The following is a 12597-nucleotide window of genomic DNA, read 5'->3' on the forward strand; positions in this document are numbered from 1 at the left end:
CGCTCGTGCATCCCCGGCGGCGCGTAGGTGCCTCCACGCTTCGGGAAACGCGTGCGCGACGTCCGAGCCGTCCAGTCCCGCGCCCGAGACCGGGTGTTTAGCCATGCCTGTGCGGCGCGCGGCCGGTCATGACATCGACTTGCAAGTTCTTGGGCGGGTCTTGGTGGACCGTCGCACGTATCCCGGCCTGGATGGGACTCACATCCGGGATCGTAGATGCCCGGAACCGGGGTCACCCCAAGCTTTGGGCGGCCTCTTCAAGCAAACTCCTTCGGCAGCGCTCCGACGGCTTCGCCCGCGCCTTGGCTACGGTTGGCGGACCCTACTGACCGTCGCGAAGGAGAAGCTAGTGCCCGCGAGGCTTGGCGGTGGCGACGACCACACGGCGCCGCCCACAGGTGTCGAATGCGACGCGCTCCTAGCTGGCCTCACGCCGAGGACGCGGGCGTTTGTAGAGTCACGCGCCGAGAGCGAACGGCGCTCAGTGACGTCCATCGTCAAGGAAGCACTGGCCGCATACGGCCCCGGAGATGCCCACGGCACCGGCGAGTGACTGGACCTGGACCACGGGACGACGTGGGTGACACGTCGCCACCCGATCGCTAGGGCCATCGTCTCTTATTGGCCTGTTTGTCATCGCTTGATCGCGGCACTGTCCGTAGGCGCGGCAGCTGCCGCGAGCGGTCCAAGGAGCGCGCGTCGCTCCGGGCTGATTCGCGTCAGGAGCCGCGCGCGACCTTGGGCGTCTCGGTCGCTGAGTTGGCGCTGTTCCCACAAGTGCCCGCACCAGTCGACGACCAGACGCTCGAGGAGTCGCCGCTCGACTTGAAGCCCCGTGAGCAAGACGCCTTCTTCGAAGTCAGCCGTCGTGACTGGCCGACGCGCCCGTCCCTCGCGGTCGTGCAGGCTCAACCGCAGGACGTGGAGAAATGCCGCCGCTTGCCAATGGTGGTGTGCGATGCCAAGGGCTGTCTCTGGGACCTGGTCGGAGTAGTTCACGTAGAGCCAGTGCGGCCTGGTGCCGAGCACAGCGCCCACCTGTCCGACGACGTCTGAGGCGGCGAAAGCCGCGCTGATCGACTCGGCGGAAGCGACAACCCGCTGCAGCGCAGCACGCCAGAGCTGCTCCTCGAGTTCGGCTCTGCGCCGCTCGGCTGCCTCCGCTGCCGCCCGCGCCGACTCGGCGGCCGCTGCCCGCTCCTGCGCCACGCGCACGGCCTCTGCCTGGGCGGCGGCCGCGGCCAGGCGCTCGACGCGGTCCTGCTCGCGGCGGATAGCCGCTTCCTTCTCGCTCTCACGCCACGCGTGAGCGCGATCGACCGCCCGCCGGGATGCCAGCTCGTCGATCTCAAGCAGGGCCCGAGTCCGAAATCCACGCGCCGTCAGCCAGGCGTCGGCCAGGACGCTCAGGTCGAAGAGCAGGTCACGAGCCCCGACTCGCGGGGGCGCTTTGTAGTCCCGCGCCAGAAGGTCGTCAAACACGAACTCGTACGGCGTCGCGATGATCCCGGAGATCGGTTCGATCCACCACAACAGCTCGCGTTGCGCGAGCAAGTGCTGCTGCAGAGCGTTCGTCGCGACGTCGAACTCGGGACTTCTCGCGCGACCCCGTTGGCTACCCACGTGCCCGAACACCCAGACATCGACGATGCCGTGGTCGGCATACCACTCGTGCCGGCGCTCCCACTCCCTGACCGTCAGGGCACTGTACTGCACTTCGAAGGCCAGCCGGTTTCCAGTTTGGGGGTTCTCGGCGTAGACGTCGGGACGCCGTTCGCCGTTCACGAGCAGAACCTCAGGGTCGACCATCACGCCTGGGTACTTGCTCCGCAACCACGAGACGATGACGGCCTTCGCCTGCTGGTGCATGAGCGACTCAGCCGAGTGCAACGCATCGTCTACTCGCCCAAGATGAGCGAACCCGTCACGCTTCGTGCTGCGTGCATGGGTTGTCAGTCGCAGATCGCACTCAGGCACGATGCAGGCGAGTTCGGACTTGGTCCGGGCGCGCATCTCCCGTGCGGTGCCGTCTTCGAGGTAGACGACCCGCGACCGGTCTGCCCGCTCCGTCGCCCAGACCATGCGAGTGTCCGCGTCGGCGTTGAACGCGGCGAGCAGGGCTGGATCGTGCGGCACCGCCGCGACGGTACCGATACGGCCGGCGGCTTCGCGTCCGCCGGTCGAGTGCACGTCAGCGCCGACTGAAACCGACCTCAGCACCGCCCGCATGCCGAAGTGGCACACGGTCGGCTCTGCGATGCAGCAACGCCGCGACCCGGCGTGCATCGCGCTCGTCCAGAATCTCGACACGCCTGCACGTGCCCTGGACAGCGCGGTGGCCTCGGTCTGAGGAGACGACCGGCCGAGTCGCTGCGAGTAACCCACGACCGCGCTGCGAGCGCACACTGCCGGGCTCAAACGAACGAGGACGTGCATCTACGCTGCAAAGGTGTCGATATCGGAGGACGAGGAAGCTCCGATCAGCGCTGTGCCGCTCCTGAGCCTCCCGTACACGTTCACCCAGGTCGGTCTGTTGTCGAGCAGGCAGTTCCGTGAGCAGGCAGAGGCCTGGGGCCATCGGCTGACTGCCGGCGACCTGAGCTGGCTCGACGAGCACAGGCTGCTCGTCCCCCTCTTGCGGCTTCGAGGCACACCCGGCCATCCACTCACGACAGCAGACGGCGATGAGACTTATGAGGCCGAACTGGCGCGCGAAGGACGCCTTGGCGACACCTGGGCAACTGACAACGGCACACCAGGTAGCGACGAACCGCTGTACTCCCACTGGCAACTGCTCGCTCTTCGAACGGCGTTGCCGACGCGACGCAACATCGAGATGGGCCTCGATCTGGAGGCGGCGGCGAGAAGCGCCGCTGCGCGGGAGCGCTCGACCCACATCGCGTTGGCCGCGCTCACTAACCGGTTCTTCCCCGCGATCATCGGCAAGCTGACCGCACCGAGGGGATCAGACTTCGTCTCTCTCCGACGAGCGGCGCGCGATCTAGATGCGAAGACACGACTGGGCGCGGTACACGCCCAGCCGGAGACCCTCCGACGCGAGGCAGAGTGGATGCTCAGCGTTGCGCATGCACATGACCCCCTTGGCGGATGGTGGCAGGTGGCGCGCCATTCCAACCACCGCGGCTGGTTCCAGTTGAAGAAGGCGGCGCTAGAGGCCGTCTGGCAGAGGATCGCCGCGGAGGTCCTGCTCCGCGCACACGAAGAGCTGGCGGAGGCGGGGCACGTAGCTCCCCTACCCGAGGTGACGGGGAGTTGGTGGATGCCACTGATGGATCGAATCAGCGCGACGGGCCCGGCAGCTCCTCACCTCGACCACGCCCTCCAGCGAATGGCGATCTCCCCCCACCCGTCGGCGATCGTCGTCGTCGAGGGGGCCACTGAGGAGCTGCACGTCACCACGTTGTTGGAAGAGCTCGGCTGGAGCCGGCGGGTGCGAGTCGTCAACCAGCAGACCTCCGGCGACCACCCCCACGAAATCGCGAGATTCGTGGCGCCTCAGGTGCGCGACGTCCTTCCCGACCGCCAGGTCCTGGAACGTAACCCGACGACGATGTTCGTGGTGATGGATCCTGAAGGCCCTTGGGCTGAAGAGAAGCGAGAAGGGACCGAGAAGACGCTGCGCCAACACCTTCGGGAGGAAGTCGAGCAGCACGGCGGCAGTATCACGGACGGCGAGCTCGATGAACTCCTCAAGGTGCGCACGTGGCAAGGGGCGACCTACGAGTTCGCTAACTTCACCGATGACGAGCTCGTCGAGGCGCTAACCGCGGTCGCCCCTAGGTACGCAGCGCCCGCCGATGACCTGCGAGCCGAGATTGCGGAACATCTCGCGTACGCACGATCGGGCGCCCACGACTTCAAGGTCGTCCTCGACCGCCTCCGCTGGGGAAATCTGAAGACGCGTGTCGCCAATCAGCTGATCCCCGTACTCGTCTCAAAACTCGACCTAGACACTGCGCCTCAGGTCGTGGAACTCGTTCGCGAGATCGTTGTAGCGGCCAGTGGAACCGCTTCTGCGACGATCCACCTGGCTGGCTCAGCAACAGATGCAGCGGAGCAGGCACAGGACGCGCCCGCGAAACCGCGGTGACGCGGTGGCCGACCGCTTCGACGAGCGGGACGGCGTGAGGTCGATAGCGCAGCCGCTCCCGAGACGACGAGCTTGTTCCGGTCGAACCGGTCGGCTTGCCCCACCGACGAGACCGGCCCGGAGCGCTTCGCCCGGCTGCGACTCCCTGGAACGTTTGAGTCGCAGCCGCGTCGGAGAGCGAAGTTGCTGCTCGAGCAGCCTGGAGGTCAGACCGGGTCGGAGCCGGACACGCAGTAAGCGCTCGTGTACGCGGTGTCGATCCAGACCGACGAGAACGCAGCCCAGCTGCCGGACCCGCCCCGCGTCCCGTTCGCGTACTGATAGCGGTATGTCTGGGTGCCCCAGTTGAAGTTGAAGTGCTTGCTCACGGGCGCCCAGCCGTAGGAGTTCTGGATGGTGTACGTCCGGACGCGGGGCGTCATGGTGCTGGGGCAGCTGACCGAGCCGCTCTCGCCGGGCTCGGCATGCGAGGCGGTCGCGACGGCGCACGTGGCCACGAGCGCGAGGGCGACGCCCGCTGCGGACCTGCGAAGGTTGCGCGCGAGTTGCACATTCTCTCCTGGTTTGAGGGGGTTTGGGAGTAATGCCGAATGTGACTGTAGCGACGCGCGCCGAGTGCCGAGGGCCGTTCAAAGACGGTCGAATGTGACGTGGATCACTGTCGCGCGGGGAGGGAAGTCGCGCCCTCCACTGCCCTGACCGGGAGACAGCGGAGCACAGCGGGGACCACCAGCACCGCTGGACCGCGCTCGTTCCCCTCTCCGCCGAAGCCGGGCTCGCGCCCAAGTCGTGTCACGGCACTCGCAGGATCCGCACCGGGTCCCTCCATGCCGCCGCCAGTGCTGGCGGTACCGCGCCGGCGAGAGCGACGAGGATCGCGAGGGCGGCTACTCCGACGCTGAACGACCACGGCGGCGGGGTGTCCCGCACTGACAGGACGGCAACGCCGACGACGGTTCCCAGGACTGCGCCCGCCGACCCCGCGACGCCCGTCTGAATCATGACCAGGGTCACGATCGCCGATCGCGATGCTCCGAGAGCACGCCGCCGACCGAAGTCCCGGCGGCGCTGCGCTACGGAGCCCAGAATGGTGACGCTCACCAGCGCGAGGCCCACCCCGAGCACGAGCATCATGAGCTGGCGTGACGATCGGCCGAGCTCGCCTGCGACGACGTCGCGCAACGCGAGCGCACCCGCAGGTTCATCGACCTGCAGGTCGCTGGCGCGGGCCGCAGAGACGACCGACGGAAGTTGATCGGCGAGCGCAGGGACGTCTCTTACGTCGTCTGCCAGGGTGTACACGTAGCGGGCCTCGACTCCTTCCGTCGGCACAGCAAGTGCCATGGTGTTGAGCCGGTCCAGAGGGCCCGTCGCGGAGACGACTCCGACGATCGGCCAGGTCCGTGCAGCGCCGGTGACCCCGCCTGACCCCTCGCGCAGCCCGAGTCTCTCGGCCGCCTGCACTCCGAGGACGGCTTCACCGGCGCGTGGTGTGCGGCCGGTGACCAGGTGAACGTCATCGGGCAGGTCGCCGAGAACGGAACGCAGCCCGACCCGTTCTGTGCCGGCAAGGTTGGCGTTCTGTACGTCGACCGCCTCGCTGAGTCCGAAGGCCCACGCGACACTACTGAGGTTATTGACGCTGGCAACACTGTCGCCTCGAATGCGCGCTTCGCCGGATGGGTCGAACGTCACGATCATCCGAGTGCCGACGCTGTCGATGTGCGCGACGACGGCACGCTCGGCGGCGGCGGCCTGTCCGGTGGTGAGCAGGACTACCACGCAGACCACTGCAATCACCAACGTCGCAGTCGCGGTAGCGGTCGGCTGCCCGACGGCGGACTTCACGCCGTCGCGTGCAAGCTCGAGCACACGAGGCGACCCGGGCCAGCGTCCATGCGGCGGATGTGGCGTCGGGACCTCGGCGCTCGCCGTCACGGCCCGTCGCCCTCGAACTCGGCGGGTTCTGGGGGCTGGTCGCCGGCGCCGGCCCCGAACAGGCGCACCTGATCTCCGACGTCAACGCCACTGACGACCGCGCGCCCGTCACCGGATGCGACGACCTCGACGGGGGTATCCGTCCCGTCAGCCAGGACCACGTACGCGGACCCGTCGGGCTTCGTGCCGACGGCGGACATGGGGACGCTCGGGCCGGTCGCGTCAGGCACGATCACGATGCGCGCGGGGTAGATCGCCGCCTCGCTGCCGACGGGCACGCTGCCGCACGCTTCGGCGCAGACGGGGCCGCCGTCGGGGCTCGTCAACGACAGGACCAGCTGCCCGTCGGCGTTGGTCGTCGCGGAACTGATCTTCGCCAGCCACGTCCCGCCGGTGGTGTCGTCCACCTCGACGGCTCCGGTCGTGGGTACGAGCGGGGCCTGACTGGAGTCGAGGATGATGGCGAAGTCCGGGGTGGCAGCGAGTGCGGACGCGATCGTGGTGCCGGTGTCAAGCCGCGTACCGACAGCGATCTCGTCCGCGAGGCGGACGCGCACGGGCAGCGACGGTGCGTAGGCCACGTCGCCGGCCCGGACGACTCCGTCCTGTTCGACGCCGTTTGCCTTCTGCCACTTCTTCACCGCAGCAGTGGTGGCGGCGTCGAACTTCGAGGAGTCGAGCCCTTTGAGGTACCCCAAGGTCGTGAGCATCTGCCGCAGCTGATGGACGTCGTCGCCAGTGGCGCCTTCGCTCAGGTCCCGAAAGGAGGGCGTACTGCCTTGTGCAACCACGACGGGGCGCAAGTCGACGGTAAAGAGCGCGGCGCCGACGTTGACGACGCCGTCAGCGGGCAGACGGATCGCAGTCACAGTCCCAGAGGCGGGGCTCGTCGCCAGCGGTGTCTGCGCCCACGACGCGGACGCCGGAAACGACATCGCCCGGCCCACAGTCTGCTCGGTGACGGTGTACAGCGTCGGCGCGTCAGCGGTGTCGTCCACGTCGGGAGGCGTGAGCGTCGCGCGGCCCGCCCACACCCCAGCCGCGGCCGCCATCAGCGCAGTGGCGACCCAGCCGGCGGCTACCCAAGATCGACGCGTCACCCGTATTCCGTCTTCGACATCAGGGCCCAGGTCACAGCGTGGTCAGGTCTGGCTCAGGGCACGTCTTGTAGAGCTCGGCGAGGCGCTCCTGCGAGGCGCTGCCGACACCTTCGTAAGCAGACCACCGGCCGCCACTGTCGACGTACGCCTCCTCCGAGATCGGCTCGTCGATGTCGAAGCCCTCGTTGATCAGGCACAGCCGCACGTCGAGCGCGCGGGTGTACATCTCCCGGAGCTGGTCTGGGGTCGGCGCTGCCCCGTAGAGGTCGCCGAGGAACTCCTTCGTGCATTCGGTCAGCGCCTGGTTTGCCGTGGCGGGGTCGTCGCCGGCGAACGTGTACATGCCGGTCTTGTCGACGGTGAACGAGATTCCGCGTTCGGTCAGGCATGCCTGCTGGTGAGCGACGAGGTCCTCGTTCGCCTGGGCCTGCTCGGCCATCCAGCCGGGCGCGACGAACGGTGCGGCGGACGTGGCGTCGTCGCTGGGGTCGTCTGTGCCCGCGCTGCACGACGCAAGTGCGAGGACGGCCGCCGCTGCCACTACCAGCCGAGCAGCGATGGAGGTGTGGTGTCGCATCGTGATCCGTTGCCTTATCGGTCGAAGGTCTCGGCTAACCGCAGTATGCGGTACTGATTGCCCAGTCATACCGGTTCTGGGCGGTGAGCTTGTACGCTCCCGAGCCGCCGGCAGCGCCCGTCGCGTACTTGGTCTGCCAGGTGTCGGTGCCCCACTGCCAGAACGCGGGGGACGCCAGTCCCGGCACCGTGATCGAGATGCCCTCGGTGCCCCTCACGCGCCCCTTCGCGTACTGGAAAATCTCGCACGAGATCGTGCCCTCTTCCTTCGGGAAGGCGTGCGCCGCGGTCGGGATGAGGGCGACGCCGACGCCGACTGCGAGGGCTACGGCGGTGGCGACTGTGCGGCGCGCGGGCATCGTGGAGGCTCCTGGGTCGGGCGTTCGGGCAGCAAGACGCTAGGGGGCACGTCGCCGCCCGATCACCCGAATCAGGTGTGACCTGCGTCACTCCCGTGACAGCAGTCATCGCACCTCTTGCTCAGTCCACCGCGCGTTGCGTGCCGTTATGCGGGAACCCGCACCTCGCGGGCGACGTCACACAAGTCGCTCGTGCCTCTCCCCGAAGTGGCCGACCACAGGTCGTGGGTACCAACGACCACGATGGGCGCCCGCGGCGGCGCCGACTTGGAGCGCCGGCTACGACGTGCGCTGACGCCTCGAGGTGCCGGTCGGCTCTGCCCGCCGTCGAGGGCTTGCCTCACGATACGGTCGCGGGCTCGATGTGCGAGCCGGTGCGCTTCACCTGACCGCCTGCGGTCACCGACGTGAGGCCAATGCCCAAAGCGCGCGTGTCCTGCGGGCTACTTCGTCTCTCCTCCAGACGCGCTCTAGGGTGCATCGACCACGGTGGTGGTCGCGAGAGCGTTAGCCGGGTCTGACAGGGACTTCCAGGCAATCAGATCGCCCGCGCAGTACACCGCTCCGTAGTTACCCGTGACGTCGATCTTGGTAAGTGCCTGCGTGTCGCTGTCGTAGAGCCAGACCGGTTGCTTGTCGATGCCCGAGCCGTCTGCGAACGACCAGACCGTGCGCGGCCCGCACTGGGCGACAGATGCAGTGCGTGATCGCACTCCCGGGAAGATCGTGGCGCTTCGGGCCTCGGTGTCGAGCGTGACGACAGCGTTGCCACGGGCGTGCGCGACGACTAGCGCAACACGGGAACCGTCGGTGTCCGACTCGATGATCTCCGTGCCCGTCCGGGACGCCCGCACGAGCGACGCCGATCCTCCGGTCCCCGCGCCGTCCATGACTGCCAGGCCGTCGTGAACGTGCTCGGTCGGCACCGTCTGGAACGCAGAGACGAGCACTCCGGAACCGAACGGCAGCGGCCGGCTGACCCCGGACGCCTCGATGCGCAAGGGCTGGTTCTCTCCCGTCAGCGGTGTCGACACGACCTCCATGCCCCAGTCAGTGCTCCCCTCCGCTGGGTTGGGGACGAGCGGATAGCTGGTCGCCCAGTACGCGCGGCCGTTGCTGATGACGGGCTCGGAGTCGCCGTCGACGATCGGCAACCCCGGCGGGTGAACTTGCTCGGAGCGCGCCAACAGGCGCGGTCTCGCGCCATCCCAGACGAACATCCGCCACGGCGACTGGTAGAGATCGACCGAGGAAGTCTCGGCCCAGACCACCACGTCGCCCTCCGCGTCGGCCGCGTACGCCTGTCGGGCCGGATCACCGGGAACAAGTCCGGCCACGTCGCCGAACGACGTGAACTCGTCGTGCTGCCACAGCCCGACGGTCCTCCCGTGGGCCAGACGCCCTTCGTCGTCGAGGCCGCTACCAGGCACGCGTGCCACGACCAGGCTTCCGTCGGGTCGGAGCGCGAGCGTGGACAACGACTCCTGACCGACGAGCGCGCTCGGGGTGCGGTTGACGATCGCGAGCGAGGCGGGGTCGACGGTGATTGCAGAGTCAGGGTCGACGACGTTGCCGACGACAGGGTCTCCGCCGTCCCAGGCCAGCCCCACGGGGCTGCTCGGCTGCGCCGACGCCGTCGGGGATGACGTCGGACTGGGGCGGCGTGTCGGCGTCGGATCAGCGGTCGGTGTACCGCCCGTGCACGCCGTGGCGGCCAGCGCGAAGACCAGTGCGCCGGCCGCCATGAGCGGACGTCTGGTCACTAGTACATGATCCCGTTGCTCTGCAGGTACGTGTTCGAGAACGACGCGGTGTCCGCCTGGAACGTGGCCGACGCGTTCGGGTAGTAGCTCGTCGCCGGGTCGTTGTACCAGGACGTCGCACCGCTGCTGCCGTAGCCGTACCCCACGATCCAGTGACCGATGGTGCGGTTCGGGTGCCCGTTGTAGTGGGCACCGCCCTCGAACTCGACGGTGTTCATGGCCAGCGGCTGCCCGAGCGTCCCGATGGTGGAGAGGAACGCACCGACGGTGGTCGCGGACGACGGACGCGTGATCTGCGCGTACCAGGTCCCGCCGATCCACCGGTTCATCCCGGTGGCCATCGCGCCGCTCGCCCAGGTTGTCGCCCCGTTCGCCTCGGTGCGCAGGTAGGTGGCCGTGGCGAGATTCGCCTGGCTGAGCGCGACTCCGTCGTACCGGCTCGTGGGGCGGTTGAGGTAGCCGAGCATCATCGCCGCGCTCGCCGGGCCGCAGTAATAGCCCTTCTGCTGCGCCTGGTGCGGGATGTACAAGTTCTTGTACGTCGGGGACGCGTTCACCTGGACTGCGTTCCCGCCACCCCCGATCGGGTTCCCGGCGAGCGTCTTGAGCTGGGCCTGCACGGCCGCCAGATCGGGCTTCTCGATGCCGGGGGTCGCGACGTACGCCCGCAGGGCGTCGGCAATCGCCTTCTTCTGGGTCGCGTCGGGCGTGAACGCGCGCGGCGCGCTGGGAACGTCGAGAGCGCCGGACGCGGCGGCGGCGTCGATGCGCTCCTGCCATGTCGTCGGCTCGCCCGCGTCGACCTGCGGCAGCGGCGGGTCTTCGGCGTGGGCAGCCGTCGCTCCGGCGGTCAGCACGACAGCGAGGGCGGGGGCGACGAGCAGCGCGCGCATGCGCAGGTTCACGGAGACCTCCGTTGGGCCGTGGACGGGTGAGTCACGGCTCCAGGGAGGCGTGTCAGCCCCGCTATTGCTGTGATGCGGGGAGGCTACTAGCGCGCTGATGTGGCTGTCCGGCGTTTCGCGGAAGAATCCAGGGCGCCACGTGGACGCGCCGCCGAGCTCGTCCGGCGCGCGCCACGGACGGACGTGTCTTCTCATAGCGCGCTGCGGTTGTCTTGGTCGATCAGCCGCGACATCCCCGGGCTGCAGCGAACCGCGGGGTGGGCAGGAAGCCGGTGAACCGGCTAGCGGCTGAGTCTGAGGCCGGAGTCCTCTCAACCGGCGCGGACCGGTCTCAGCGGATTCGGCTCTCGGGCTGGCCATACGAGTCAATGACCAGCCACGCACCGCCGTCCATCGTCCGCAGGGCGCAGTGACACGCTGGCGCCTCGTTGCCTTGCGGAATGTGGCGGCAAAAGCGGCCACGCCGCAGGGACACTGTCCGCTACGTTCTCCGTGCGCGCTGTCATAGCCGCCCAGACAATCCATCGGCTTGGGTTGACTGCTGCCCTGTCTAGGAGGACGGATCTGCATGACGAATGCTCTGCGTAGAACCGCGATGGTCGTGGTCGCGGCAGCACTGCTCCTGGCCGGCGGCGTTTCCGCCGCGAACGCGAACGACTCCGAGCCACTGGGCGGCGGCGAGAAGCCGTGGCTCTGCAACAGCTCGACTGGCATCAAGTGGGTGATCCGCGCGCCCTCGAACGGCAAGACAACGCACATGTACTGGGTATTCAACCCGCAGGACACCAAGGTGTACGTCAAGGGGTACACCCGCTACTACACGACTTTCTCGACGAACACGAATGCTTCGTCGGGCCGCGACTACCGAATCTTCGCTGACGACTGGGTGGTGGAGGGCCAGTCGGTCCTCGCCAAGGTGAACGGCAACACGTCCTACTGCTCGCTGTAGGCACGCGGCCTGATGATGGTGCTCCCCAGTCACAGCGGCCAACGCTCGTCGGCTGGGGAGCACCGCCATGTCGGACAGCTTCACAGCAGGCCATGCTCCGACACCGGCCCGACCCACCGGTCCGCGTCCATCCGGACTAGTGGCCGATCGCACGTCGTCCGAGGTCAGTGCCGATGGGAAGTTCAGTCGGTGAACCGACCCGGGCGCCATCTGTGGTTCGCTACCCTCGGGCCGGTCACAGCCGTTGTGACCTCTGACCTTGGAGCCCGCCATGCCCAACCTGACTCTCCCGATCCACTGGGAGCAATGCCATGGCTGAACGCCCGGCCGCCGCATGCATGGCGCGAGCCGCCGTCCGCGCCGCCGTCGTCTCAATCCTCGCGCTCACGGCCGCGGGATGCAGCGCCGACGAGGCGCCCGTCGAGACGGAGTGGAAGCCCCCGGCGTGGTTCGCCGAGCAGGCCCGCGAGCGTGAAGAGGTCGCCGCGAAGATGCAGACATGCATGGACGCCAAGGGATGGACCGTCACCCTCGACGAGTACGGCGGCGCCGCCGAACCGTTCACCTCCGAAGACGAGGCCAATCGATTCAGTGAGGACTCGATGGCGTGCCAGGAAGAAGCCGGTCGGCGCCTGGGCGCTCTGACCGAGGACGAGCTGCGCGAGGCGTACACCCGTGACGTCGACACGATGATGTGCCTGCGCAACGAAGGCTTCGACATGGCCGACCCGCCGACGGTCGACACGTACGTCGAGTCGCGCCTGGCCGACCCGCCGCCGGACGACCTGTGGGTGCCGTACACCGATCCCGCCGTGCAGGGTGCGCTCGAGTCCGGGTCGTTGAGCGCGGACGGGCTCGTCGAGCTCGAACGCACCTGCCCGCAGAACTGGTCCTGA

11 protein-coding genes are annotated in these 12597 nt (G+C 68.2%); 3 read left to right on the forward strand and 8 right to left on the reverse strand.

The annotated features are described in order from the left end of the window. Nucleotides 1–633: 633 nt before the first annotated feature. Nucleotides 634–2310: a competence protein CoiA family protein gene (locus tag KOV94_RS17765; protein WP_218052770.1), complete on the reverse strand. Its 1677-nt coding sequence runs from the start codon at nucleotides 2308–2310 to the stop codon at nucleotides 634–636. Nucleotides 2311–2449: 139 nt separating this feature from the next. Between KOV94_RS17765 and KOV94_RS17770 the strand changes: the two genes are divergently transcribed. Then, nucleotides 2450–4111 carry a hypothetical protein gene (locus KOV94_RS17770; protein WP_218052771.1) on the forward strand — a complete coding sequence of 554 codons (1662 nt, stop codon included), beginning with the start codon at nucleotides 2450–2452 and terminating at the stop codon, nucleotides 4109–4111. A 206-nt stretch (nucleotides 4112–4317) separates the two neighbouring features. Here the strand turns inward: KOV94_RS17770 and KOV94_RS17775 are convergent, their stop codons facing one another. The 7 genes from KOV94_RS17775 to KOV94_RS17805 form a co-directional block, all read right to left on the reverse strand. After that, entirely contained in the window at nucleotides 4318–4533 is a 216-nt protein-coding gene (locus tag KOV94_RS17775; protein WP_218052772.1) for a hypothetical protein, read from the reverse strand. A 370-nt stretch (nucleotides 4534–4903) separates the two neighbouring features. Further along, entirely contained in the window at nucleotides 4904–5983 is a 1080-nt protein-coding gene (locus tag KOV94_RS17780; protein WP_218052773.1) for an FtsX-like permease family protein, read from the reverse strand. Between the two features lie 62 nt (nucleotides 5984–6045). Next, nucleotides 6046–7047: a peptidoglycan-binding domain-containing protein gene (locus KOV94_RS17785; RefSeq protein WP_218052774.1), complete on the reverse strand. Its 1002-nt coding sequence runs from the start codon at nucleotides 7045–7047 to the stop codon at nucleotides 6046–6048. 133 nt (nucleotides 7048–7180) lie between these two features. Beyond that, entirely contained in the window at nucleotides 7181–7726 is a 546-nt protein-coding gene (locus tag KOV94_RS17790; protein WP_218052775.1) for a hypothetical protein, read from the reverse strand. A gap of 34 nt (nucleotides 7727–7760) precedes the next feature. After that, on the reverse strand, nucleotides 7761–8084 hold the full coding sequence (locus tag KOV94_RS17795; protein ID WP_218052776.1) for a hypothetical protein: 324 nt from the start codon (nucleotides 8082–8084) through the stop codon (nucleotides 7761–7763). Nucleotides 8085–8554: 470 nt separating this feature from the next. Then, a complete protein-coding gene (locus KOV94_RS17800) occupies nucleotides 8555–9694 on the reverse strand; it encodes a hypothetical protein (RefSeq protein WP_218052777.1) in 1140 nt (379 codons plus the stop codon). Nucleotides 9695–9846: 152 nt separating this feature from the next. Beyond that, entirely contained in the window at nucleotides 9847–10752 is a 906-nt protein-coding gene (locus KOV94_RS17805) for a C39 family peptidase (protein ID WP_218052778.1), read from the reverse strand. Nucleotides 10753–11320: 568 nt separating this feature from the next. Here KOV94_RS17805 and KOV94_RS17810 point away from each other — a divergent pair. Next, a complete protein-coding gene (locus KOV94_RS17810; protein WP_218052779.1) occupies nucleotides 11321–11701 on the forward strand; it encodes a hypothetical protein in 381 nt (126 codons plus the stop codon). Nucleotides 11702–12012: 311 nt separating this feature from the next. After that, nucleotides 12013–12597, forward strand: a complete 585-nt coding sequence (locus tag KOV94_RS17815; RefSeq protein ID WP_218052780.1) for a hypothetical protein — start codon at nucleotides 12013–12015, stop codon at nucleotides 12595–12597.

The sequence above is a fragment of the Cellulomonas algicola genome (genome assembly GCF_019024305.1).
Classification (GTDB): domain Bacteria; phylum Actinomycetota; class Actinomycetes; order Actinomycetales; family Cellulomonadaceae; genus Cellulomonas; species Cellulomonas algicola.

Bases quoted from the DNA above. Each gene is read 5' to 3' on its own strand.
- KOV94_RS17775 (WP_218052772.1), bottom strand. From the start codon at position 4,533: ATGACGCCCCGCGTCCGGACGTACACCATCCAGAACTCCTACGGCTGG.
- KOV94_RS17790 (WP_218052775.1), bottom strand. From the start codon at position 7,726: ATGCGACACCACACCTCCATCGCTGCTCGGCTGGTAGTGGCAGCGGCG.
- KOV94_RS17795 (WP_218052776.1), bottom strand. From the start codon at position 8,084: ATGCCCGCGCGCCGCACAGTCGCCACCGCCGTAGCCCTCGCAGTCGGC.
- KOV94_RS17810 (WP_218052779.1), top strand. From the start codon at position 11,321: ATGACGAATGCTCTGCGTAGAACCGCGATGGTCGTGGTCGCGGCAGCA.
- KOV94_RS17815 (WP_218052780.1), top strand. From the start codon at position 12,013: ATGGCTGAACGCCCGGCCGCCGCATGCATGGCGCGAGCCGCCGTCCGC.